This is a genomic window from Brevibacterium picturae (assembly GCF_900105045.1).
Lineage (GTDB): Bacteria > Actinomycetota > Actinomycetes > Actinomycetales > Brevibacteriaceae > Brevibacterium > Brevibacterium picturae.
The window spans coordinates 4,034,397-4,058,536 of the sequence record NZ_LT629739.1 but is presented as its reverse complement, the minus strand read 5'-3'; the positions used below and the strand labels follow the sequence as shown (position 1 = coordinate 4,058,536).

At 62.7% G+C, this 24,140-nt stretch carries 18 protein-coding genes; 5 read left to right on the top strand and 13 right to left on the bottom strand.

The features are described from left to right. Positions 1–19: 19 nt before the first annotated feature. Positions 20–1,447 (top strand): glyceraldehyde-3-phosphate dehydrogenase, encoded by a 1,428-nt coding sequence (locus BLT92_RS18480; protein ID WP_092107986.1) that lies wholly within the window; start codon positions 20–22, stop codon positions 1,445–1,447. Positions 1,448–1,584: 137 nt separating this feature from the next. Here BLT92_RS18480 and BLT92_RS18475 read toward each other — a convergent pair whose 3' ends face one another. From BLT92_RS18475 to BLT92_RS18435, 9 genes are all read right to left on the bottom strand, one after another. Next, the gene (locus BLT92_RS18475) at positions 1,585–2,187 is read right to left on the bottom strand and encodes a hypothetical protein (RefSeq protein ID WP_092107984.1); all 603 of its coding nucleotides are present in this window, start codon (positions 2,185–2,187) and stop codon (positions 1,585–1,587) included. Beyond that, positions 2,184–3,149 carry a D-2-hydroxyacid dehydrogenase gene (locus BLT92_RS18470; protein WP_092107982.1) on the bottom strand — a complete coding sequence of 322 codons (966 nt, stop codon included), beginning with the start codon at positions 3,147–3,149 and terminating at the stop codon, positions 2,184–2,186. Before BLT92_RS18470 ends, BLT92_RS18475 begins: the two co-directional genes overlap by 4 nt. Beyond that, positions 3,091–4,836: an MDR family MFS transporter gene (locus BLT92_RS18465; RefSeq protein ID WP_231938909.1), complete on the bottom strand. Its 1,746-nt coding sequence runs from the start codon at positions 4,834–4,836 to the stop codon at positions 3,091–3,093. Before BLT92_RS18465 ends, BLT92_RS18470 begins: the two co-directional genes overlap by 59 nt. A gap of 11 nt (positions 4,837–4,847) precedes the next feature. Then, a complete protein-coding gene (locus BLT92_RS18460; RefSeq protein WP_092107978.1) occupies positions 4,848–5,486 on the bottom strand; it encodes a TetR/AcrR family transcriptional regulator in 639 nt (212 codons plus the stop codon). A 90-nt stretch (positions 5,487–5,576) separates the two neighbouring features. Continuing rightward, the gene (gene dnaG / locus BLT92_RS18455) at positions 5,577–7,688 is read right to left on the bottom strand and encodes a DNA primase (protein ID WP_092107976.1); all 2,112 of its coding nucleotides are present in this window, start codon (positions 7,686–7,688) and stop codon (positions 5,577–5,579) included. Between the two features lie 3 nt (positions 7,689–7,691). Next, the gene (locus BLT92_RS18450; protein WP_092107974.1) at positions 7,692–8,999 is read right to left on the bottom strand and encodes a deoxyguanosinetriphosphate triphosphohydrolase; all 1,308 of its coding nucleotides are present in this window, start codon (positions 8,997–8,999) and stop codon (positions 7,692–7,694) included. A 2-nt stretch (positions 9,000–9,001) separates the two neighbouring features. Beyond that, a complete protein-coding gene (dusB, locus tag BLT92_RS18445) occupies positions 9,002–10,180 on the bottom strand; it encodes a tRNA dihydrouridine synthase DusB (protein WP_092107972.1) in 1,179 nt (392 codons plus the stop codon). Positions 10,181–10,255: 75 nt separating this feature from the next. After that, positions 10,256–11,899 (bottom strand): ATP-binding cassette domain-containing protein, encoded by a 1,644-nt coding sequence (locus BLT92_RS18440; protein ID WP_092107970.1) that lies wholly within the window; start codon positions 11,897–11,899, stop codon positions 10,256–10,258. A 157-nt stretch (positions 11,900–12,056) separates the two neighbouring features. Next, positions 12,057–12,605, bottom strand: a complete 549-nt coding sequence (locus tag BLT92_RS18435) for a helix-turn-helix domain-containing protein (protein WP_092107968.1) — start codon at positions 12,603–12,605, stop codon at positions 12,057–12,059. Positions 12,606–12,677: 72 nt separating this feature from the next. Between BLT92_RS18435 and BLT92_RS18430 the strand changes: the two genes are divergently transcribed. After that, complete coding sequence (locus tag BLT92_RS18430; protein ID WP_092107966.1) at positions 12,678–14,066, top strand: L-lactate permease; 1,389 nt, start codon at positions 12,678–12,680, stop codon at positions 14,064–14,066. A 71-nt stretch (positions 14,067–14,137) separates the two neighbouring features. Here BLT92_RS18430 and BLT92_RS18425 read toward each other — a convergent pair whose 3' ends face one another. Next, positions 14,138–15,466, bottom strand: a complete 1,329-nt coding sequence (locus BLT92_RS18425) for a M24 family metallopeptidase (RefSeq protein WP_092107964.1) — start codon at positions 15,464–15,466, stop codon at positions 14,138–14,140. A 192-nt stretch (positions 15,467–15,658) separates the two neighbouring features. Between BLT92_RS18425 and BLT92_RS18420 the strand changes: the two genes are divergently transcribed. Then, positions 15,659–16,144 carry an Lrp/AsnC family transcriptional regulator gene (locus BLT92_RS18420; protein ID WP_092107962.1) on the top strand — a complete coding sequence of 162 codons (486 nt, stop codon included), beginning with the start codon at positions 15,659–15,661 and terminating at the stop codon, positions 16,142–16,144. After that, positions 16,141–17,532: an aspartate aminotransferase family protein gene (locus BLT92_RS18415; RefSeq protein ID WP_092107960.1), complete on the top strand. Its 1,392-nt coding sequence runs from the start codon at positions 16,141–16,143 to the stop codon at positions 17,530–17,532. The genes BLT92_RS18420 and BLT92_RS18415 overlap by 4 nt, the downstream gene beginning before the upstream one ends. Positions 17,533–17,731: 199 nt before the next feature. Here BLT92_RS18415 and BLT92_RS18410 read toward each other — a convergent pair whose 3' ends face one another. Continuing rightward, on the bottom strand, positions 17,732–18,985 hold the full coding sequence (locus tag BLT92_RS18410; RefSeq protein WP_157691504.1) for a YibE/F family protein: 1,254 nt from the start codon (positions 18,983–18,985) through the stop codon (positions 17,732–17,734). A gap of 199 nt (positions 18,986–19,184) precedes the next feature. Next, positions 19,185–20,564, bottom strand: a complete 1,380-nt coding sequence (locus BLT92_RS18405) for a glycine--tRNA ligase (RefSeq protein ID WP_092107956.1) — start codon at positions 20,562–20,564, stop codon at positions 19,185–19,187. Positions 20,565–20,902: 338 nt separating this feature from the next. Here BLT92_RS18405 and BLT92_RS18400 point away from each other — a divergent pair, with 338 nt between their 5' ends. After that, positions 20,903–22,669: a DEAD/DEAH box helicase gene (locus tag BLT92_RS18400; protein ID WP_092107954.1), complete on the top strand. Its 1,767-nt coding sequence runs from the start codon at positions 20,903–20,905 to the stop codon at positions 22,667–22,669. Positions 22,670–22,832: 163 nt separating this feature from the next. Here the strand turns inward: BLT92_RS18400 and BLT92_RS18395 are convergent, their stop codons facing one another. Then, on the bottom strand, positions 22,833–24,140 hold the full coding sequence (locus BLT92_RS18395; RefSeq protein ID WP_092107952.1) for an MFS transporter: 1,308 nt from the start codon (positions 24,138–24,140) through the stop codon (positions 22,833–22,835).

The window sequence follows — 24,140 nt, the reverse complement described above, 5'->3', positions numbered from 1 at the left end:
GACCGAGGAGACACGACCTTTGACTGACGCAACGACGGCTCGCCTGAACGAATGGGCGAACAAGCAGACTGCCGCCGAAGAACTCATTCCACTGACCGGACGCCTGTACCGCGAGAACGATGTGCTGCTGACGCTGTTCGGCCGTTCGCTGCTGAACAAGTCGGTGATCGGGATGATCAAGGCTCACCGCTATGCCCGCCACTTCCTCGGCGAAGATCTCGACATCGAGGTCACGCTGCGGATCGTTCGAGCACTGACCGAACTCGACCTGGGCCCCACCCGGATCGACTTGGGCCGTCTCATCCAGAAACAGCAGAATCAGTCCGACTCCGTCGAGGACTTCCTCTCCACGGAGCTCGCCTCGGTCGCAGGCACCAATGGACAGGACGGCGCCGTACGCGACATCGTGCTCTACGGCTTCGGCCGTATCGGCCGTCTGCTGGCCCGCATTCTCATCGATCGCGCCGGCGGTACCGGTATGCGTCTGCGTGCGATCGTCGTCCGCAAAGGCAGCGACGATGACATAGTCAAGCGTGCTTCGCTGCTGCGACGTGACTCCGTGCACGGCAAATTCGACGGCAGCATCGTCGTCGATGAAGAGGCCAACACGATCCAGGCCAATGGCACGCTGATCCAGGTCATCTACTCCAACGATCCTTCTCAGGTCGACTACACCGAATACGGGATCAATGATGCGGTGATCGTCGACAACACGGGCAAATGGCGTGACGAGGAGGGCCTGTCCAAGCACCTCGAGTGCCCCGGCGCCTCGAAGGTCATCCTCACTGCTCCCGGCAAGGGCGACGTCAAGAACATCGTCTACGGTGTCAACGACGCGGCCATTCTCGAGGACGACACGGTGATGTCGGCAGCATCGTGCACCACGAACGCGATCACTCCTGTGCTCAAGGCCCTCCATGACAAGTACGGAGTCCGCAACGGTCACGTCGAGACGGTGCACTCGTTCACCAATGACCAGAACCTCATCGACAACTTCCACAAGGGCTCCCGTCGCGGTCGCGCTGCCGGCCTCAACATGGTGCTCACGGAGACCGGCGCTGCCAAGGCTGTGGCGAAGGCTCTCCCCGAGCTCAGGGGCAAGCTCTCGGGCAACGCCATCCGCGTTCCCACTCCGAACGTGTCGATGGCGATCCTCAACCTCAATCTTGAGAACGCGACGAGCGTCGATGAGCTCAACGGATTCCTTCGCGAGACCTCGATGAATTCGGAACTGCGCAATCAGATCGACTACGTCTCCTCCCCCGAACTCGTCTCCAGCGACCTCGTTGGTTCGAAGCGAGCCGGCGTCGTCGATGGCCTGGCCACGATCGTCGATGATGACCGAGTCGTCGTCTACGTCTGGTATGACAATGAGTTCGGCTACAGCTGCCAGGTCATCCGCTGTGTGGCCAAGATGGCCGGGGTCGACGTTCCCGCCTTCCCCTGACATGATCGGTTCGATCCTCTGATCGCTGAGAAGTGCCCGCAGCGTGACATGCTGCGGGCACTTCTCTGTCTGTGGGTGCTTGACCGGCCGGACGTGCACAGAGCCGCCCGTGCTCGTCCGGGAATGATGTTTCCCGATCAGGCCCTGTCCTGCCCCGCTTTCTCGTTCTCCATCGCGTCGTGGAGCCAGATCGGCGTGTAGGTGCTGAACCGCTTGGCGAGATCGTCATCACTGTCGAGAATCACGGCGAATCGGTCATCGGCGCTCGAGAGTTCATTGGCCCAGATCGGTCCCAGGCAGGCGAGCGTGGCACACGCCAAGACGACGGCGACTGCCAGGATCGGTGTCGTCGAGAACAGCAGCCATCCGCACAGTAGTCCGAGTACCGCGAAGCCGATCGCCACGGCCATTCCCGCATTGCGGGTTCTGGGCGCACGGGCACGGGGCGGCCTCGCTGAGGCGATGGAGTCAAGGACGTCCCGATTGATCCTCGTCCACGCGACGATCGCCCCCAGTGCACACACGATTCCGATCATGATGAGGCTGAACGCGGAGAACAGCAAGACTGTGTCCACCCGTGTCCCCTGTGCCTGCGTCGCCGCGCCTAGGCCGGCGACGAGCATCGCGAGGGCCAATACCAGCATGCTCAGCAGTCGGGCTCTGCGCACCGCAATGAGTTCGCTGAGAACCCGAGCGAGGAACGCCCGCTGGGCAGCATGGTCGTCTGACTGTTCGGTCATCGCACGTATCCCGCTGCCTTGTCGACCGTGTGTGGGAACGTCTCACCTGCCGCGTACTTCTCGAACAGGTCGACGAACTGGTCAGCCAGACGCAGTCGCCATCCATCGGTGTCGCCGCTCATGTGCGGGGTGACGATGACATTGTCTGCCTGCCACAGGGGGTGGTCGGCGGGCAGTGGCTCTTCGTCGAATACGTCGAGGCCGGCACCGGAGATCTGGCTGGCCGAGAGCGCGTCCACGAGGTCGGAGGTGACTACGGCTTCTCCCCTGCCGACATTGACGAAGTAGGCGCTCGGGTCCATGGCGGCGAACACCTCGGCGTCGATGAGGTTCTTCGTCTTGTCCGTCAGCGGCGCAATGTTGATCACCCAGTCCACTCCGGACAGATGAGAGCTCAGCTGCGCGGAATCGATGACGGTCCCGAAGTCGGCGTCTCCGGTCCGAGCATGGCTGCCGGCTCCGCTGACATTCACGTCGAGGGCCTTCAGGACCCTGGCGATCTCCCGACCGATCGAACCTGTGCCGACGATCATGGCCTGAGATCCGGCCAGATCCTTCGTCGATCGACGGTTCCAGGTGGAGTTCCGCTGATCTTCGAGCGAGCGCAGCGAATTCTTCGCATGGAGAAGGATGTAGTTGAGTACGAACTCTGCGATCGGCCGGTCGAAGATCCCCCGTGCATTCGTGACGACGACCTCCGAGGCGGAGAGCTCGTCGAAGATCAGGGAGTCAACCCCGGCTGCGGCCGCATGGATCCACTTCAGGCTGTCAGCATGTCCGAATTCGCTTTTCAGTGCGCGCGAGAAGAAGTCCCAGAGGAGGAGGACATCGGTGCCGGGGAGGGCAGAGCCCAGCTCCCCCGCCTCGACGATCCGAAGTTCGACGTCCTCTCTCCGACCAAGGTCAGTCAGCTGCTCGGGGATCTGGGTCCCGGGGGCGTTGAGTATTGTCAGTACCGTCATCAGTCGACTCCTTCAGCCTAGCCTTCTCTGCCAGACTATCGGATGAGTCGACCTGGCCCGCGGACGAACCTGCGTCGACGCGCACAAGTTCGCGTTTGGCAGGATCGGTCTTCAGCGTCTGTGCCAGCGGTGTGTTGGGCAGGAAGCACAGGAAGATGAAGCCGAGGACTGCCAGAGGTGCGACCCACAGGAACAGAGGGACCAGCGCGTCGTTGTAGGACGTGATGATGAGGGTGTGCAGCGGCTCGGGCAGATCGGCGACGATCTGCGGTGTCAGACCTGTCGAGGAGACCTCGGGCATCGGCTGTGAGGGATTGGCCTTCGCCAGTTCGCCCATGCCCTCTTTGATGTTGTCCATGAGGCGCTGCGTGAAGACCGACCCGATGAAGGCCATGCCCAGGGTCGCACCGACCTGACGGAAGTAGTTGTTCGATGCCGTCGCTGTTCCGACCATGGCAACGGGGAAGGCGTTCTGGACGACGAGGACCAGGGTCTGCATACTCAGGCCCAGTCCGAGTCCCAGCAGAGCCAGGCAGCCCATGGTCTCCCAGGCGGCGCTGTCAGCCTTGAGCTGCGAGAGCAGAACCAGCGACGCGGCCATGATCAGCACACCTATGAGCGGGTACTTCTTGTACTTGCCGGTCCGGGAGACGACGAAGCCGATGAGGGTCGAGGAGATGAGCATCGTGCCCATCATAGGAACCATCATCAGTCCCGCCACGGTCGCGTCGATGCCGTGCACCATCTGCAGATAGGTGGGCATGTAGGACAGGACGCCGAACATCCCGACTCCGATGAACAGACCCGCGATCGTGCACAGCAGGAAATCCCGATTCTTGAACAGGAACATCGGGATGACCGGTTCGCTGACCTTGTGCTCGACGACGATGAATCCGGCGATGGCGAGGACGCCGACGATGATGAGCCCGTTGATCTGCCACGAACCCCATGCGTAATCGTGACCGCCCCAGGCGGAGACGAGGACGATGCAGGATGTGACGATCGAGACCAGCGCCATCCCCATGACGTCGATCTTCGGGCGTTTTCCGCTGGTGTGCTTGGGCACCTTGAGGAAGATGGCTGCGGCAATGAGTGCGATGATGCCGAGGGGGAAGTTGATGGCGAAGGCCCAGCGCCAACCGGGCCCCTCTGTCAGCCAGCCGCCGATGAGCGGACCGGCCACCGAGGACACCGCGAAGGCGGAGCCCATGATGCCCATGTACTTCCCGCGTTCCCGGGCTGGAACTACGGAGGCGATGATGGACTGAGAGAGAATCATCATGCCGCCACCGCCGATGCCTTGGAGCACACGTCCGAAGATCAGCATCGACATGTCACCTGCGATGAGCGCGAAGACCGACCCCAGCAGGAAGCAGCAGATCGCGAACATGAAGAGCGGTTTGCGACCGAACAGGTCACCCACCTTGCCGTAGATCGGCATCATAATCGTCGAGGCGAGCATGAACGCTGTGGACACCCACAGCATCTGGTCGACGCCGTCGAGCTCACCGACGATCGTCGGCAGTGCGGTCGCCAGCACGGTCTGGTTGAGGGAGAACATGAACATGGCGATCATCAGTCCTACGAAGAGCAGGATGATCGCCGATGTCTTCATCGGCTCAGCATCCGCATCACTTTCTGGCGGGCGGGCCATTTCGCCGGTTTTCAGCCCTTGATTGCTTCTCATTTCAGCCTTTGTCATAGTCGATCCAGAACCTTGAGGAAGAGTTCCAGTGAATCTTCGTAGATTTCCTTCGTCGAGCCCTTCTCATCCACGAGCTCGGGCGATCGCTTGATCGTCTGGCCAGCGTGGTTGAGAGGCACTCGGCACAGTTGGGTGAGCATACGGGCGCTGCGCCAAGCCGAGTCCTCGCTTGAGAACTCCTGCCCCAGGAAGCGCAGCCGGGCGAGCACATGCCCTGCCACGAGCTCTTCGAGAGCCTCGGCCCGATCGAAGCGTTTGCTGACCAGCTCCGGGTACCGAGCGAACAGCTTTCTCCGCCTGGCCGGCATAGCAGGGTCGATCGACCCCATCAGCAGCGCTTCGCGAATGAACCAGGCCGTATCCGCGGCCAGATCGTTGGTCCCGGAGTCGGAGTGGACGTAGGCGTCGACGACATGCGCGTCGATATTGGACTCGTCGAGGCCGACGATGGCGTCTTCCTTCGTCGCGTAATAGTTGAAGAAGGTGCGTGTGGACACGCCCACGTCCGCAGCGATGTTCGCCACTGTTGCATTTTCGAGGCCGTCATCGAGGACCCGCGTGATTGCAGCCTCATGGAGCGCATTTCGCGTCTGGCGCGCCTTTTTGGAGCGCAGGGATTCGGTTTCGGCCATGAGGTTATTTTTGCACCTCATGCAACTTTTCACCAACTGCAAAATTGCAATTGTGCACTATTTCACGTTCTCAGTCGTGAATCCCGGACTTCACATGAGCGTCTTCAACCGTGCCCGATGCTGTTCGAGGACCTGCAACTGGCCCAGAAGCGTCGTCTGCGCCTCGGTATCCGCAGTGTCCTGCCGCTGCAGTCGTGAGTGCAGCTCCTTGGCGATGCGTTCGAGGTCATAGTCGAAGAGTCGGGCCACGATGCCCCTGGCGAAGCCATCCGCGCTGACTCCGTCCGCGACCGGCAAGGGAGTCACGAGCAGCTGCGTGACATAGGGCCTGAGGTCCTCGTCACTGGCCGCGAGAACCGATTCGGCCCAGCGAGTGGTGTCGGACCCTGCTGACTTCAGCCCTCCGGCAGCCTTGATCGCCGCCTGGATCCGACGGTAGCCGGGGTGCTCGAAGGCCCGGGCGGAGAGGGAGTCGAAGAGTTTGGCATTGACGAACTCCGGGTGCTGCAGCGCCACCATCAGGGCGCCCTTCTCCGTCTTGAGCCGAGCGGGACTGATCGGTGCCGATAGGTTCGACACGTCGGGGCGCTCGTCGTAGACGTACTCGATGGCTGAGTCGTCTCCGCCGGCGCCTCCTCCCGTCGGTCCAGGCGCGAACCCCGTGCTCGGCTGCTGACTGTTCGTCGCCGGAGCCGACTGATGCTGGTGCTGTCCGTGCGGCGCAGACTGCCCCCGCGACCCCATCTGCTGTCTGTGCGGCGCAGACTGCGGCCCTCCTGAGGGAGACTGCGCAGCCCCAGGAGGAGACTGCCGTACCCCGGGAGGAGTCTGCGGCGGCGCGACCTGTGGCTGACGAGCCTGGTTCGCCTGCGGTTTCTTCGGTCGTTTCCGGGCGTCTCTGACCGCGGTTTCCACCTCGTCGATGTCGACTCCGATGCGACCGGCGACGAAACGGTAGTAATGGCTGAGGCTGTTGCGATCACGAATGTCTGCCAGAACCTCGGCGCTGGCCCTGACTGCGGCGATCCGGCCTTCGACTGAGTCGAGGTCGAAGCGGGAGATCGCGGTGGTGATGACGAACTCGAAGAGCGGTTTGCGACCATCGATGAGTTCACGCAGCGCGCCATCACCCTTCTGCATCCGCAGGTCGCAGGGGTCCAGCCCATCGGGCTCGACAGCGACGAAGGTCTGAGCGGTGAACTCACTGTCGAACTCGAAGGCCCGCAGCGCCGCCTTCTGTCCGGCCGCGTCACCGTCAAAAGTGAAGATCACCTGTCCCGTCGGATCATCGCCGAGGAGGCGCCTGACGATCTTCACGTGTTCGGGTCCGAACGCCGTTCCGCACGTCGCCACCGCCTGTGACACACCGGCCAGGTGCGCGGCCATGACATCTGTGTAGCCTTCGACGATGACCACGCGCTTGGTCTTCGCGATGTGCTTCTTGGCCAGATCCAGCCCGTAGAGCACCTGATTCTTGTGATACAGGGCGGTCTCTGGAGTATTCAGGTACTTCGGCCCCTGATCGTCGTCGAACAGTCGCCTGGCCCCGAAGCCGATGGTCCGCGAGGTCATGTCTTTGATGGGCCAGACGACCCTGCCGCGGAAGCGGTCGTAGATGCCGCGCCCGCCCTCACTGGCCAAGCCACCGGCAAGGATCTCCTCCTCGCTGAAACCGGCCCGCTTGAGCTGATTGGTCAGCGAATCCCAGGACTTGGGGGCGAAACCGAGACCGAACTCCCTGCTCGAACTGCTGGGAAAACCGCGGCCCTCGAGGAACTCACGACCGATCTGTCCCTGTTCCCCTTCAAGGGACTGGGCGAAGAAGCGCTGTGCGACCTCGTGCATCTCCAGCAGCCGCTGTCGCCGGCTCGCCTGCTCCCGGTCGGGGCCCTTGCCGTCTTCGTAGCGCAGGTGCATCCCGATCTTGCCGGCCAGCGACTCGACTGTTTCGACGAAGCTGAGCTGTTCGACCTTCTGCAGAAAAGAGAAGACGTCGCCGGACTCACCACAGCCGAAGCAGTGATACATCCCCACCTGGGGACGAACGGTGAACGAGGGAGTCCGTTCATCGTGAAAGGGACACAGGCCCTTGAGCGAGCCGATTCCCGCAGTCTTGAGCGTCACGAACTCCCCCACCACCTCGTCGATGCGGGTGCGACTGCGCAGCTCGTCGATGTCCTCGCGTTTGATCAGTCCGGCCATAGTCTAGAGACGGTCCTCCGCCCCTGCTTTGAGGTGGTGGTACAGGGCCCAGGCGGAATGATCGGTCAGCGATGCGATCTGGTCGACGAGGACCCGCAGCCTGGCCGCGTCGTCAGCGGCCTCGAAGTAGTCGGCCCGGAACATCGGATCGAGGTTGATCGGTGACTCGGAATACCACTGGGCCAGCTCGGTGATGACAGCCGATTGGATGTCATGCAGACGCAGACGATCTTCGGCGACCATCACCGTCAGCGTCGCCATGCCCTTGAGGACGGCGATCTCGACAGCCGTGGGTTCGGGGACGACGAGGGAGGCTGCGTAACGGGCCAGGGGCTCCCATCCGTACTCTTCACGGGTGGCGGCTTCCGCGGCACCGACGAACCGGCCGATGAGCTGACTCGTCATATGCTTGAGCGTCGCTTGGGCCCGTCTGGATCCGTCATAGGTCTCCGCGGGCCAGTATGCCGCTGCCTGCAGCCTCGACAGCGCCTTGTCCATCTCCTCATCGCCTATGACCGGCAGGTACCACTTCCGAGTGATCTCGAAGAGCTCTGCACGACGACTCTCCGCAGCGAACTCACCCAGATGCAGATGTCCGCCCGCAATCGCGTCTTCGACGTCGTGGACGGAGTATGAGATGTCATCGGCCAAGTCCATCACCTGGGCCTCGACACATCGCTTCCCGTTCTCAATGCCCTCGCGGTAGAAGTCGAAGACTCCCCTGTCGTCGTCGTAGACTCCGAACTTGCGGACACCTGAGTCACGCCGGCCGATGGACGCTTCGCTTCGCGCCCAGGGATACTTGGTCAGCGCATCAAGACTGGCCCGTGTCAGGTTGAGTCCGGCCGGGCGACCATCATCGGCAATCACCTTCGGTTCGATCCGCGTGACCAGACGCAGCGTCTGCGCGTTGCCCTCGAAACCGCCGATGTCGATGCACAGAGCATCGAGGATGGTCTCGCCGTGGTGGCCGAAGGGCGGATGGCCGAGGTCGTGGCTGAGACAGGCGGTGTCGACGATGTCCGGATCACAACCGAGGTAGCGGGCGAGTTCGCGCCCGACTTGGGCGACCTCGAGAGAATGAGTGAGTCGGGTGCGTACGAAATCATCGGTTCCCGGAGAAACGACCTGAGTCTTGGCGCCGAGGCGTCGCAGACCCGCGGAATGAAGGACCCGGGCGCGATCACGCTGAAATGCTGATCTGCGCGGATTCTTCGCCGGTTCACTCACCCACCGTTCTTCGTCCCACGGCGTGTACACCGCTACGGACCCAGAGCGCACCGATGTGCGTGGGTGAGATTCGAATGGCATTGTCATCCTCCCGAGATGTCGAGTTCCGCCTCGGAGAGCAGGGACGTCCCGCTGACATCGAAGATGCGGGAATCGAGCCACCCCTCGGGCAGATGCGGCTTCTTCGGGCGGGTGGTCCGCCCCCGGGAGCCTTCCGCATCCGTTCCAGGATACGGTGCGTCGTGATCGAGCTGTGCCAGCAGTCCCGCGAGCTCCTCCAAGGAGGAGACCATCGCCAACTGCCGACGCAGGTCTCCGCCGACCGGGTAGCCCTTGAAATACCAGGCGATGTGTTTGCGCAGGTCACGAACTCCGTAGAATTCGTCCTCATAGTATTCGGCGAGGTATTCGCCATGCTTGTAGACGGCGCGGGCCACCTCGGCGAGGCCGGGTCGGAACCGCTCGTCGCTGCCGCTCAGCGCATTTTCCAGGTCCCCGAACAGCCAGGGCCGACCCTGACATCCACGGCCGATGACAACGCCGTCGCATCCGGTCTTCCGCATCATCTCAAGTGCATCTTCAGCCGCGAAGATGTCACCATTGCCCAGCACGGGAACAGTGTCGCCGAGGTGGTCCTTGAGTCGGGCGATAGCGTCCCAGTCAGCCTGGCCGGAGTACAGGTCCGCCGCGGATCGCCCGTGGAGGGCGACCGCAGCCACACCCGCATTGCGGGCTGTCTCACCGGCGTCCAGGAAAGTCTGGTGATCCTTGTCGATGCCCTTGCGCATCTTCACCGTCAGGGGGATTCCGCCGCGGTCCGCCTCGGCCACGGCCGTGGTGACGATGGATTCGAACAGGTCCTTCTTCCACGGCAGGGCCGAGCCGCCGCCCTTCCGGGTGACCTTGGGCACGGGGCAGCCGAAGTTGAGGTCGATGTGGTCGGCGCGGTCCTCCTCGACGAGCATGCGCACGGCCTGTCCGATCGTCACCGGGTCGACACCGTAGAGCTGGACCGAGCGCGGAGTCTCGAAGGGCTCATGTCGGATGATGCGCATACTCTTGGGGCTGCGTTCAACCAGCGCCCGGGACGTCACCATCTCCGTCACGTAGAGACCGCCACCGTACTCGCGGCACAGACGCCGGAAGGCCGTGTTGGTGATTCCCGCCATCGGCGCAAGCACCACCGGCGACGGCAGTTCGATGGGGCCGATGCGCAACGGCTCGACGGTAGCCGGGGACACGGATTCTGGGGCAGGGCTCATGACACTCACCATGCCATTATCCCCGGCCCGTCAAATGACGCGGCACCTGCATAAGCAGACGCTGCCCTTTCTCGATCACGCAAGCGACTCCTCCGTCTCGTTGGCATCCTTATCCTCATCAACAGTGCCCGGGTCCAGAAATTCCCGGATGTCCCATTCCACGTCGAGTCCCAGCTCCTGGGCCAGACGGTCATCGTGGGTGACCACGATCATCGCACCGCCGAATCCGTCCAGAGCGGTCACGAGCGCGGTCAGCGATGACAGGTCGAGGTTGTTGCCCGGCTCATCGAGGACGAGCATCTGTGGTGCGGGGTCCTGGAGCAGACTCGTCGCCAGTGCCACCCGGAACCGTTCTCCTCCCGACAGGGTCGAGCAGAGCTGATCGGTCCGTCTCTTCCGCAGCCCCATCGCCGCCAATACCTCGTGGACGCGGTGCGGGCTGAGACTGGGATTGTTCTCCCTCACCGCCTCCATGACGGTCAGTGTCGGCGGCAGCCTGTACTGCTGGTCGAGGTGGGCGATCGGCACCGGAGCATTGATCTCAATGCCGGGGAAGAGCTCAGCGATGGGTGCTCCGGTGTCACTTCGGCCGAGGATGGCAGCCAACAGGGTCGACTTCCCGGACCCGTTGGGCCCGGTCAGTCTGACCCTTTCCGGGCCCACGACGGAGCAGGGGCGCTCGAGGACCGGCGCGGCGATCTCGAGAACACGTTTGCCCGAGTTGACCACCGTTTCCGGCAGGTCCAGTCGGATGCTTGCTTCCCGGCGCAGTTCGTCCTTGGCCGACTGGACCGATGACCGGGCCGCCGCTTCGTCCGCCGCCTTGTCGCCGCGCCTCTTCGCAGCACTCTTCTCGGCGAAGTTCGTCAGCCCGTTCATCACGATCTTTGGACGCCTCTTGTTCTCCTTGTCCTTGGCGGCCTTCCTCTCGGCCCGAGCCAGCTTCGTCTCGAGTTCGATCCGCTGCCGCTTCTCGATCGCCAGGGACTTCTTGGCATCGACGATGTTCTGCAGCTTCGCCTCCTCTTCGGCTGCGACCATGGACTCGTAGTCGTCGAAGTTCCCGCCGTACACCCGCAGCTGATCTGTCATCTCGACGATCGTCGTCACCGTCGTCAGCAGCGCTCGGTCGTGCGAGATAAGCAGGGTCGGCCCGGTCCTGGCCCGGAGCAGAGAGATCAGACGACGGCGCCCGGCCTCGTCGAGGTTGTTGCTGGGTTCGTCGAGGATCAGCCAGCGCTGGCCGGCCAGAGCCGCCCTGGCCAGACCGATGCGCATGGCCTGCCCGCCCGAAAAGGTGCTCAGCCGACGATCCAGGGCGTGGGCGTCGAGTTTCAGACCGAGGTCGGCCAGAGCCTCCAGCGCCCGTTCCTCGATGTCCCAGTCGTCACCGATGATCTCGAAGTCATCGAGTCCGGCGTCACCGGCCAGCGCCTTCGTCAGTGCAGTTCTGATGGGGGCGATTCCCAACGCCGAGGCGACGCTGTCGTCGGTGTGCGGCAGAAGCTGATCGATGTAGACGGCACCCTCGGCGCCGGTGATGCTGCCGGAGGTGGGCGTGAGAAGTCCTGCGATGATCTTGGCGAGGGTGGATTTTCCGACACCGTTGTCCCCGACCAGACCGACGACGGCCGCGGGGATCGAGGCAGTGAGCGAGGTGAAGATCTCGGTGTCGTCGCCGAGGCGGTATCCGAGATTCGAGACGGATATGGCAGTCATGTGCGACCTCATTTCATGCACAGCAGTGCGCTGCGGGTCCGTTGCACCCGCAATTCGGAAATGAGGAATTACTTCACGAAATGACTGTCTTTCGCCGGGAATGTGTCAGAACCAGAATGCCGGAGGTCGGCTTGCCGCGTCAAGGCAACGACGTGCCTCAGACGATGATGAGCATGAGCTCCGCCGGCTCATCGGTGGGATTCGACAGCTGATGCGGAACGTCCCCGGGCGCCTGGGCACAGTCGCCGGCTCGCAGCGTGGTCGTACGATCGATCGTGACGATTTCGATCGTGCCGGCGAGGACGAAGAACGACTCTCGCGAGCCGCTGCGGTGGGCGGCGAACGACGCGGTTTCGCAGCGCGGATCGAGTTTGTAGTGAACGACGTCCATATTCTCCTGCGGCGCGGGCAAGTCACGTCGCACTGTGCCCCTGCCGTAGGCACTGTGTGCAGGGATGGAACTGCTGGGAGTGATGACCACCTCGGGCGGGGCGAGGAGCTCACCCACCTCAACGCCGAGGGCACGGGAGAGACCCATGGCGTTCGAGACGGACGTGTCCTGTTCACCGCGTTCGATCTTTGACAAGGCTGCCCGGGAGATCCCGGCGCGGATCGCGAGTTCGTTGAGCGTTAAGTCGTTGTACTTGCGGCGGGCTCTGATGCGCGCGCCGAATACTCGAGCTCCAAGATCCTCTGTGTTCGCCATTGTCACATCATAGTTTATTCTTGAATAGTAGAGATGATTCTATCAAAGGAAATTTCTCATGGAACTTTTCACATGACGCCGCTGCTGGCGCTTGCTCCCATTATGCTTGCCATCGCGCTGCTCGTTCTCAAGCAGAGCTCGTGGATCGCCGCCACTGCGGGAGTCATCACCGCCTGCCTTGCAGTCGTGTTCTTCTTTCCGACCCCGATGTCGGTTCTGCTGACCTCCGGGGCTGACTACTTTCCGCTCATCCTCGAAGTCGCCCTCATCCTGCTCTTCGGTATGGTCCTCGCGCGACTGCTCGAAGCCGCGGGTTCGATGCGCGAGATCTCCGCCTGGGTCGAATCAGCGGCACCGAGTCGAGCACTCGGCGTGGCCCTCGTCGTCTTCGGACTCGTGCCTTTCGCCGAATCCGTCACCGGATTCGGCATCGGCGTGACGATCGGAGTTCCCGTGCTCCGACTGCTCGGCTGCTCGCTGCGTCAGTCGGCGATACTCGGCCTCCTGGGCCTCATCGCCGTGCCGTGGGGAGCATTGGGACCGGGGACGACGGTCGCAGCGGCGCTGGCCGGCCTCGGCGTCGACGAGCTCGGTGTGGCGACGGCCTGGATCAACGCGATCCCCGTCCTCATCGTGGCCGCCTCGGTGATTCTCATCATGCGCCCGGGCCTCGTCTCCTGCCTCGGAATCGCCGCCGCCGCTGCCCTCATGTGGACCGGTATCCTGGCCGCAAGCATTGTGATCGGCATGGCTCCTGCCGGCATCATCGGTTCACTGCTGGTCATCGCCGTGATGGGCGCCCTCTTCATCATCCGCCGCCGCAGAACCGGCTTCACCCGACAATTGGGAATCGCAGTGCTACCCTACGCCACCCTGACAATCGGCCTGCTCCTCGCGCGCGCCCTCCAGGCGGCCCTCCCCTCGCTGTTGACACAGATCGTCGCCTCTCCGCCGTTCTGGCTGGCTGTCGCCTGCCTGATCGCGGCGCTCACGGTGGTTTCCCGGGGAACCGTGATCACTTCCGCCATCCGCTCCTGGACGCCCATCGGGGCGGGAACGGCGGCCTTCATGCTCATGGGATGGATCATGACGACAAGCGGTATGAGCACCGCGATCGGATCACTGGTCCCCGCCGGCCTCGTCCTGCTCACACCATGGCTGACCGCCACCGGAGCAGTGATCACCGGCTCGAACACCGGCGCCAATTCCATGTTCACCGGCACCATTGACGCAGTCGCCACGAACTCACACGCCTCAGCCCTGCCTGTGGTCGCCGCGGGGAACGCCGCCGGCTCACTCGCCGCACTCGCCGCTCCCCCACGTGTGGCAATGTCTGTGCAGATGGCCGAGCCCTCCACACCCGCCTCGGCGAATGACATCGGCTGGGTTCAAGGCCGGGCATTGGTCGTGGCCGGCGCCAATGCGCTCTGCCTCGGGATCTGGATCCAGTTCATGGCCTGAGGGTCAAGGTGGGAACGGCTACGGACCGGACACCGTTGAGGTGCACGTCAGGCCCGCCGCCGAGGTTCGAGTCAGACCCGGATGAGCTCGCGAGGGAACGTGGTGAAGGTATCGCAACCGGTATCGGTGATGAGCGCGGATTCGGACAGCTCGTAACCGTACCCATTCATCCACATCCCGCAGATGAGGTGGAAGGTCATCCCCGCCTCGAGGAACTGGTCATCCTCGGTCCTGATCGAGATCGTGCGCTCGCCCCAGTCGGGCGGGTACCCGATGCCGATGGAGTATCCCAGGCGACTCGGCTTCTCTAGTCCGGCCAGCGCCAGCACCCGGTTCCACGTGCGGGCCAGTTCGGCGGTGGGCACATCGGGCGCGGCGACATCGAGAACCGCGGCCAACGCCTCGGCGACGACCCCTTCGAGACGGATGAGCTCCTGCTTGGGTTTTCCCACCACGGCGGTGCGCGCCAAGGGCACGTGATAGCGGCGGTGGACTCCGGCCAGTTCGATGCTCACGGACTCATCGGCAATGAACTTGCGGTCCGACCAGCTCAGGTGCGGCGTGTCGGCACTCTCTCCCGTGGGCATCATCGGCACGATGGCGGGATAGTCACCCCAGGCGCTGCCGCGCCCGCGAGCCTGCGCGGCGGCGATCTCCGCCGCCACCTCGTTCTGTGCGATACCGGCCCCGATGGTTCCCAGGGCGGCGTTCATCGACTCCGTGGTCACCTCGGCGGCGTTGCGCATCAGGGCCACCTCGGCCGGGGACTTGACCGCCCGGATCCAGTTGACCAGCTCGAAGGAATCGACCAGGCGCCACTCGGGGATGCCGTTGACCAGTGACCGGAAAGCGCGCGGAGAGAAGAAGTGCGAGTCCATCTCGACGCCGACCGGTGACGAGGATGCGCGGGCGACCTCCCAGCGCTGCCGCAGCGCGAAGGCCACCCAGTCGAAGGGGTGGATGTGCGGGCGCTGCACATAGCGTTCGGGATAGCCGACGATGTCCTCCGGCGGCAGCCACGAAGTGTGCGTGGCGCCTCTGGCGTCCATGTCGCGCAGGAACAGCGTGAGCGGACCCGCCGCAGGGACGTACAGCAGCTGCGGGGTATAGAAGGACCAGGCGTTGTAGCCGGTCAGATAGTAGATGTTCGCAGGGTCTGTGACGATGAGCGCAGACAGCCCCTGGTCGACCATCCGATTGCGCACCGAGGCGATCCGCCCCAGGTATTCGTCCGGAGAGAACGAGAGTTCGTTCGCGCCGATCGTATCGACCTCGCCTGGCCTCGGCTGCGGGCGAGCTCCGACTTCCTGCGCCGCCCGCCCCTGCTGGGCGCCGGGCCGCATTCCCTGGACATCCGGCCGGTTGTCTTCCCCAGCGTAGAACAGCTCACCCTCATTCATGATTACAGTGTGGTGAGCCGCATCACACGGTGTCAATCACTGCGACACGCGTGTTGTCAGGGGTGAAAACGCGAAATCATGACGGATCCAGAACGAATGTTTTTCGGATTCGACTGAATTCGCATACGAATGTGCGCATTCCGACGGAATCAATGGTAGATTGTGTTGAGACTCAAATCACGGAGGTGAAGAATGGCCGACTTGCTGCCGAGCGGAAGCAGTCACCGCCTGGGCAATCTCGATGAGAAGTCGAAAGCGATCATCGTCGAATTGCAGCACGATGGACGCAAGTCCTACTCCGCCATCGGCAAGTCAGTGGGGCTGTCCGAGGCTGCCGTGCGTCAGCGGGTCTCCAGGCTCATCGATTCCGGCGTGATGGAAATCGTCGCCGTGACCGATCCCTTGAGCCTGGGCTTCGCCCGACAGGCCATGGTGGGAGTCAAGGTTCGGGGCGATATCTCCAAGGTCGCCGACAGACTGCACGGCTACGACGAGATCGACTATCTCGTCGTGACCGCAGGGTCGTTCGACCTCTTAGTCGAGATCGTCTGCGAATCGGATCGACACCTGATCGAATTCGTCAACGAAGAGCTGCGCTCGATCGACGCGATCGTGGACACGGAGCTATTCATGTACCTCTCACTCGAGAAGCAAAAATACAACTGGGGGACGCGATGACAGAGAATGTCACCAGAGCTGGCACCGACTATCAGGATGCCATCCGCAACAACGTGTGGATGCACATGGCTCCGCACCAGTCACTGTTCAACGGTGGTGAAGCACCGATCATCACCGGTGGTGAAGGCCACCACATCTTCGACGACAAGGGCAATAAGTACCTTGACGGCCTGGCCGGGCTGTTCACGGTCCAGGTCGGTCACGGTCGCGAGGAGATCGCGAAGGCGATGTACGACCAAGCGCTGAAGCTGCCCTTCATGCCGCTGTGGTCCTTCGCTCATCCGCAGGCGATCGAGGTCTCCGAGCGCCTGGCAAGCTTCGCTCCAAGTGATCTCAACCGTGTCTTCCTCACCTCCGGTGGCGGTGACTCTGTCGAGTCGGCGATGAAGCTGGCCAAGAACTACTTCAAGGTCACGGGCAAGCCCGGCAAGCACAAGATCATCTCACGTGCCACGGCCTACCACGGCACCCCGCACGGTGCCCTGTCAGTGACCTCACTGCCGGACCTGCGCGAGCAGTTCGCCCCCTTGGTCCCCGGCGCGATCAAGGTGCCGAATACGAACTTCTACCGTTCGCCGGAGCCCTACGCCCACGACGAGAAGGCCTTTGGCCGTTGGGCTGCCGACCGCATCGCCGAGGCCATCGAATTCGAGGGTGCTGATTCGGTTGCGGCTGTCTTCGTCGAGCCCGTGCAGAACTCCGGCGGCTGCTTCCCGCCGCCTCCCGGATATTTCGAACGCGTCCGCGAGATCTGCGACGAGTACGACGTGCTCATGGTCTCCGACGAGACCATCTGCGCCTATGGCCGCATTGGCGACATGTTCGCCTGCAACGATTTCGGCTACGTCCCCGACATCATCACCAGCGCCAAGGGCATCACCTCCGGTTATGCTCCGCTCGGTGCGATGATCGCCTCGGATCGTCTGTTCGAGCCCTTCGGCCCCGGTGGCGATGAGACGTTCTACCACGGCTACACCTTCGGCGGTCACCCCGTCTCCTGCGCCGCGGCGATGGCGAACTTCGACGTGTTCGAGAAGGAGAAGCTCAACGACCACGTCCACGAGAACGCTGCCGCGTTCAAGTTCACGCTCGAGAAGCTCAAAGACCTGCCGATCGTCGGTGACGTTCGCGGTGAGGGCTTCTTCTACGGCATCGAACTCGTCAAGGATCGCGACACCAAGGAGTCCTTCACCGAGGAGGAGTCCGAGCGCATCCTCAAGAACTTCGTGTCCGCGAAGATGTACGAGAACGGCTTGTACTGCCGCGCCGATGACCGTGGAGATCCCGTCATTCAGCTCTCGCCTCCCCTGACCGTCGGTCAGAATGAGTTCGACGAGATGGAGCAGATCATCCGCGGCGTCCTCTCGGAGGCTTGGACGAAGCTCTGATCACGGTCTGCGATTGCGATTGCAGGCTGCGGCTGCGGTTACTTAGGAGCAGCCCCAGCGCGAAGCGGCCCCGATTCCTCATTCGAGGAGTCGGGGCCGTTGCGTGTCGGGCATCCACACGCATGTGGGCACGAGTGCTTCGTCCCTCGCCGATGACGCGTCCGAATCCCATCGCTGGCTGATCCGGCCCAGGGCGGGGTCAGTCCAAGGCTGGATCAGCAGTCGAGTTCTGCTCGTGCGAAGGTGGGGTGCTGCTCTGCGACGGCGCAAGGCGTGGTGGCGGCTGCAGGCCCGATCGTACGACGAGCACCCCTAAAGCAGTCGTCAGTGGGATGGCGATGACCAAGCCGATCGAACACACGAGGATGCTCACGACCTCAATAGCCATCTCCCCCAATGTCAGGGTCTCGAAGAACGACTGGTCGTGGGCGGAGACGATGAGGAGTGTGGTCAGCGCGGACCCCACATAGGCGAACGTGATCGTGTACACCGTCGAGGCGATGTGGTCGCGACCGATGCTCATCGCTCGGGCGAAGAGCTGCCCGGATTTGAGATCTGGTGCCGCTGTGGCCAATTCCCAGACCGCCGACGCCTGGGTGATGGTGACGTCGTTGAGTACACCGAGTCCGGTGACGAGTATCGCGCAGACGATCAGGTCAGCCAACGACACGTCCGTAGTGCCGGTGAGGAGGAATCCCTCTTCGGAGTAGGCGATGCCGAGATTGGCCCAGGAAGTCATCCAGGCACCGAGAAGACCAGTGATGATGATGCCGGCCACGGTCCCGAAGAGTGCCGTGGTCGTTCGCGTGGACACACCATGGGCAAGGTACAGTGCGATGACCATGATCGCACTCGCCGCGACCATTGCCACGAGGATCGGCGGCTTCGAGGCGAGGATCGCTGGGAGCATGAACACGATCAGCACGACACCGGCGAAGGCAAGGCTCGTCAATGCACGCAAGCCTCGAAAGCCTGCGACGGCGAGAACTACGAGCCCGTAGATGATCGCCAGGGCAAGGATCGGGACGTCTCTGTCGTAGTCGATGAACACATAGTCGGTCTCGGTCTCTGCGCGGTCAGTCGACTTCGTGAAGTCGAGGACCTTGAGCGAATCTCCGACCCCAACCCCGGACACGATGGCGTCGGGAGTCACATAGAGACTCCCCTCCTGCCCATCCACTTCGGCCGTGAACTCCATGCAGTCGGCTTCGAGCATCGGATCGGGATCACTCGCATCGCAGCTCGATGCGTCCACGGCGGTGACCCTCGCTTCAGCGGTGGAGACTCCCGGAGCGGCATTCGTCATCGGGCCACCGCCGGGCAGGTCCTGCTCCGATCCGTGCGGCCACAGCAGGACCAGGCCACCGATTGTGATGAGGACCAGCGGTAAGAGACACACGATCATGATCAGGCGGACCCTCGGCGAGGCCGTGGGCTCCCGATTGAGCGTCATATGCATGGCGGACCTTCGTGTCGGTGCGCGTTGTAACTCGGGCCGGGTGCGCGAATTCAATGTCGATGTGCACGGCTGTGCCTGCTGGAGCACAACCGACCGAGTCGGGCCCGGTCGACCGATTTCACGACCGACCGGGTCCGACTCTCAGGAGCCACCGGTGACCGGCTCCAGCTGGAGGTCAGACCCCAGCGGACTATCAGACGCCGAGGTGCTCGGCCAGGTAGTTCTCGACCTGATCGAGGCGGACGCGCTCCTGGCTCATGTCATCGCGCTTGCGGATCGTAACCGCATTGTCATCGAGCGAGTCGAAGTCGAAGGTGATGCACAGCGGGGTGCCGATCTCATCCTGGCGACGGTAGCGGCGGCCGATGGCACCGGCATCATCGAAGTCGATGTTCCAGCGCTTGCGCAGGCGAGCCGCGAGCTCCTTGGCCTGCGGGGACAGCTTCTCGTTGCGGCTCAGCGGCAGCACGGCAGCCTTGATCGGAGCCAATCGCGGGTCCAGCTTGAGCACGATGCGCTTGTCCACGCCACCCTTGGTGTTCGGTGCCTCGTCTTCGGTGTAGGCGTCGATGAGGAAGGCCATCATCGAACGGGTGAGTCCGAAGGAGGGTTCGATGACGTAGGGGGTGAAACGCTCGCCGCTGGCCTGGTCGAAGTACTGCAGCTTCGCACCCGAAGCCTCGGTGTGAGTGCCGAGGTCGTAGTCGGTGCGGTTGGCCACGCCCATGAGCTCGCCCCATTCCGAGCCTTGGAAGCCGAAACGGTATTCGACGTCTATGGTGCCGGACGAGTAGTGGGCCCGGTCGTCTTCGGGAACGTCGAGACGACGCACATTGTCTTCGCTGATTCCCAGGTCGAGGAACCAATTCCAGCAGGCCTCGACCCATTCGCGGTAGTAGTCGTCGGACTCTTCGGGGCGGACGAAGTATTCGAGCTCCATCTGTTCGAACTCGCGAGTGCGGAAGATGAAGTTGCCGGGAGTGATCTCGTTGCGGAAGGCCTTGCCGATCTGGCCGATGCCGAACGGCGGCTTCTTCCGTGCAGCGGTCACGACGTTGTTGAAGTTGACGAAGATTCCCTGGGCGGTCTCGGGACGCAGATAGTTCAAACCTGCCTCCGATTCGACCGGCCCGAGGTAGGTCTTGACCAGGCCGGAGAACTCCTGCGGCTCGGTCCACTGCCCGCGGGTTCCGCAGTCTGGGCAGACCACGTCAGCCATGCCGTTCTCGGGCGCCTTGGAGTGCTTGGCCTCATAGGCTTCGACGAGGTGGTCTTCGCGGTGGCGCTTGTGGCAGTTGAGGCATTCCACGAGTGGATCGACGAAGGTCTCCACATGGCCGGAGGCCTCCCACACGCGCTTGGGCAGGATAACCGAGGAGTCGAGTCCGACGACGTCCTCGCGACCTCGGACAAAGGTCTGCCACCACTGGGCCTTGATGTTGTCCTTGAGCTCAACACCCAATGGACCGTAGTCCCAGGCCGAACGGGAACCGCCATAGATCTCTCCGGCTTGGAAGACGAATCCTCTGCGTTTGGCCAGGGCGATGACGGCATCCAACTTGGACTGTGCCACGTTTATTCTCCTTGAGGTAGTTCGCCGACGGCCGGCTGCCGTGGCTCGCAGGTACAGCCTATCTGTTCGACCCCTGCCCGGCGGCCTCGACTCGGGGGCGACGGAACTCACACTTCCCCGGCGAGCTATCAGTCACCTCGGCGGGCGTCGAGCATGTAAACTTGAAGCACACCCAAACCTTTCTCCGTACTGACGGTTTTCAAGTCTGTCCAAGCAAGCCTTGGATCTCATACGGTTTCGGCCCGGATTGCTCACGATGATTGCACAAGTGGCCGCAGGGTAGATCGCCACTACAGTCATCTGCGATCAAGTGTGTGCCGACGTGAGAGAGAAAACTCATGACCGATGTGTCCTCATCCGACGATCCGACAACACCGAAGTTCTCCGAGCTGGGTCTCCACCCGCTCGTCCTCCAGGCAGTTCAGGCTCAGGGCTACGAAACCCCGACCCCGATCCAGGCCGAAACGATCCCCGCACTGGTCGAAGGCCGCGACGTCATCGGACTCGCCCAGACCGGTACCGGCAAGACCGCCGCTTTCGCGCTGCCGGCACTGTCCGACCTCGCCGAGGCGGGTCGCGCCAACGACGGTCCCTTCGCTCTCGTACTGACCCCCACCCGTGAGCTTGCGATCCAGGTCGCCGAAGCGTTCACCTCCTATGCGACGAACCTCGACGACTTCTCCGTCCTCCCGATCTACGGCGGCCAGGCCTACGGCCCGCAGCTGTCCGGGCTCAAGCGCGGCGCTCAGGTCGTCGTGGGAACCCCCGGTCGTGTCATCGACCACCTCAAAAAGGGCTCCCTCAAGCTCGGCAGCCTCCGTCACCTCATCCTCGATGAGGCCGATGAGATGCTCAAGATGGGCTTCGCCGAAGACATCGAAGAGATCTTCAGCCAGTCCGGCGACTCACGTCAGGTCGCGCTGTTCTCCGCCACCATGCCGACGTCGATCCACCGCCTGACTGGCAAGTACCTCAACAACCCCAAAGAGGTGCGGGTCGCGTCGAAGTCGCAGACCGGATCGAACATCCGACAGCGCTACCACATGGTCCAGCACTCACATAAGCTCGACGCCCTGACCCGCATCCTCGAGATCGAGGAGTACGAGGGCATCATCATGTTCGTGCGCACCAAGCAGGCCACGGAGGAGCTCGCTGAAAAGCTGCGTGCCCGCGGCTTCAAGGCGTCGGCGATCAATGGCGATATCCCACAGCAGGCTCGCGAGCGCACGATCGACATGCTGCGCAGCGGCAAGGTCGACATCCTCGTCGCCACCGATGTCGCAGCTCGTGGCCTCGACGTCGAGCGCATCACCCTCGTCGTCAACTTCGACATCCCGCATGACACCGAGTCCTACGTCCACCGCATCGGCCGCACCGGCCGCGCAGGACGTTCGGGCGAAGCCATTCTGTTTGTCACCCCGCGTGAGCAGCGTCTGCTCGGTTCCATCGAGCGCGCCACGAAGCAGAAGGTCGAACCGCTGTCGATGCCCAGCGTCGAACAGCTGACAAACACTCGTGTGGAGAAGTTCACCAAGCGCATCGACGATGTGCTCGCGACGACCGAGCTGACCGAGCTCGCGACCGTCATCGAACAGTACGAGCTCTCCCGCAATGTTCCAGCGACGGACATCGCCGCAGCGCTGGCGTCCTTGGTGCTCGAGTCAAACACTCTCAAGGCCGATCCCATGCCGGAGCCTTCGCGTGGCAAGCCAGGTCGTGACCGCGACGGCAAGCCCGGTCGTGAACGTTCGTCCCGTCCGCGTGACGAGAATATGACCACCTACCGTCTGGCCGTCGGCCGCAACGAACGCCTGCAGCCAGGTGCCGTTGTCGGCGCCATCGCCAACGAAGGCGGCCTGACCTCGAAGGAGATCGGCCACATCGACATCCGGTCGAACCATACCCTGGTCGATCTGCCCAAGGATCTCGATTCCTCGGTCATGCGCAAGCTCTCCAACACCCAGATCCAGGGTCGCCCGATCGACATTCGTCCGGATTCGGGTCGTCCGGCTCGCCCGTTCAAGAAGCGCAACTTCGACAAGCAGCCCGGCGACAGCCGCAACTTCCGCAACGATCGTCGCGGAGGCGCCAAGAAGTTCAGCTGATGACCGCTTCGGCGACGAATGCTCAAGTGACCGTTGCTGAGGTACTGAACAGTACTGATCTGTATAGCCAACGTCGGCACTGAGCTCGCCTACGAGAAGAGGTCCCGCAACGACTACGTTGCGGGACCTCTTCTTTTGGATTGCGCGGGTCGTCTACGACTATCTAGGTACGCAGCGTAGAAACCGATGATGAACTGGCGTTGCGACCGATCACTAGAGGAATACTGCCTAGGAAGCACACCACGGCCGTCGCCACAATCAGGATTCGGTAATCGACGGCTCCAATCAGCGCCGCCGCAATCATGGAGGCACCGACCTGGGGAACATTGACCATTACGTTGGTCGCTGCAGAGGTTCTGCCCTGCAGATGGGCCGGTGTTTCCTGTTGCCGGAGACTGACAAACGCGACTACCGGCCATGTGACGCTGACTCCAAGAAGCACAACGCCCCCGATGACGACAGGCACCGAGGGGACTGCAGTTGCAAGTACTGCGAGACCAAGCATGGAGACGCCCAGGATGACTGTTGCGCGGATACCGATTCTGCGAATGATTGTGCTCGCGGTCAGTCCTCCGATGACCGCCATCGCTCCTTGAATGCTTACTAGGACGCTGAGGAATTCCGGGGATGCGTCGATGCCTTGCTCGGTTGTGGCGAAAATCGTTACGTTAAAGACTCCCGTGACACCCAACGCGATGCTCAGCGTCAGCAATGCCGGACCGAGCAGCGAGTGCCCTACAAGGAATCTCACACCTGCCGTGGAAGCTTGCCAGAAGGATTCGTCCTTCCCTGGGTCATGTTGTGTCTCGCGAGGTGACAAGGTCATGAGAACCGCGGCCGCGACGATGAAACAGGCGCAGGTCAGCAGCACGACTGAATCCATACCCCACAGTGCGAGCATGCCAGCGCCGATAAGCGGTGAGACTATTCTCAGGCCCTGGTCAAGGCTGCTGAGAATACCGTTGGCTGGAGGCAGTAGCCGGTCGGTGAGCATGTCACGCAACAGCCCCGATTGTGTTGCGGCTGTGATATAGGAAGAGTTGGCATAGGCAAAGATGACCAGGTAGATCAGCCACACCTGGTCGGCAGATTCGACCGCAAGGAGTGCAAGTACGACAGCCGCTGTGCAGAGGCAGTTGACGATGAGCACCGTTCTGCGTTTGAAACGATCTGCCAGTTGGCCGGTCAGGGGAGCCAATAAGGCAGGTAGCCCAAGGGCGGCAAACACAAGTCCGGCAGGGGCATCACTGTTCGTGAGTTGCTTGACCCAGATTGCTGCCGTCAGGAAAAGGGCTGAGTCACCGAAGTTTGAAAAGAGCCACGCCAAAGTAAGGCGGCGGAAGGCAGGCACTCCGAGCGCATCACGGTTGGTGCCCACATCGGGGCTGTCGCTGCGCGACGAGTTCTCCGCGCCTATTCCTTCCCCTGTTTGGAGCGGGCTGCGCTGCTCAGGCGATTCGTCATGGCTCAC

Coding starts and splice junctions, on each gene's coding strand:
- BLT92_RS18475 (WP_092107984.1), bottom strand. CDS start 2,187: ATGACCGAACAGTCAGACGACCATGCTGCCCAGCGGGCGTTCCTCGCT.
- BLT92_RS18470 (WP_092107982.1), bottom strand. CDS start 3,149: ATGACGGTACTGACAATACTCAACGCCCCCGGGACCCAGATCCCCGAG.
- BLT92_RS18465 (WP_231938909.1), bottom strand. CDS start 4,836: ATGAGAAGCAATCAAGGGCTGAAAACCGGCGAAATGGCCCGCCCGCCA.
- BLT92_RS18460 (WP_092107978.1), bottom strand. CDS start 5,486: ATGGCCGAAACCGAATCCCTGCGCTCCAAAAAGGCGCGCCAGACGCGA.
- dnaG (WP_092107976.1), bottom strand. CDS start 7,688: ATGGCCGGACTGATCAAACGCGAGGACATCGACGAGCTGCGCAGTCGC.
- BLT92_RS18450 (WP_092107974.1), bottom strand. CDS start 8,999: ATGCCATTCGAATCTCACCCACGCACATCGGTGCGCTCTGGGTCCGTA.
- dusB (WP_092107972.1), bottom strand. CDS start 10,180: ATGAGCCCTGCCCCAGAATCCGTGTCCCCGGCTACCGTCGAGCCGTTG.
- BLT92_RS18440 (WP_092107970.1), bottom strand. CDS start 11,899: ATGACTGCCATATCCGTCTCGAATCTCGGATACCGCCTCGGCGACGAC.
- BLT92_RS18435 (WP_092107968.1), bottom strand. CDS start 12,605: ATGGCGAACACAGAGGATCTTGGAGCTCGAGTATTCGGCGCGCGCATC.
- BLT92_RS18430 (WP_092107966.1), top strand. CDS start 12,678: ATGACGCCGCTGCTGGCGCTTGCTCCCATTATGCTTGCCATCGCGCTG.
- BLT92_RS18425 (WP_092107964.1), bottom strand. CDS start 15,466: ATGAATGAGGGTGAGCTGTTCTACGCTGGGGAAGACAACCGGCCGGAT.
- BLT92_RS18420 (WP_092107962.1), top strand. CDS start 15,659: ATGGCCGACTTGCTGCCGAGCGGAAGCAGTCACCGCCTGGGCAATCTC.
- BLT92_RS18415 (WP_092107960.1), top strand. CDS start 16,141: ATGACAGAGAATGTCACCAGAGCTGGCACCGACTATCAGGATGCCATC.
- BLT92_RS18410 (WP_157691504.1), bottom strand. CDS start 18,985: ATGACGCTCAATCGGGAGCCCACGGCCTCGCCGAGGGTCCGCCTGATC.
- BLT92_RS18400 (WP_092107954.1), top strand. CDS start 20,903: ATGACCGATGTGTCCTCATCCGACGATCCGACAACACCGAAGTTCTCC.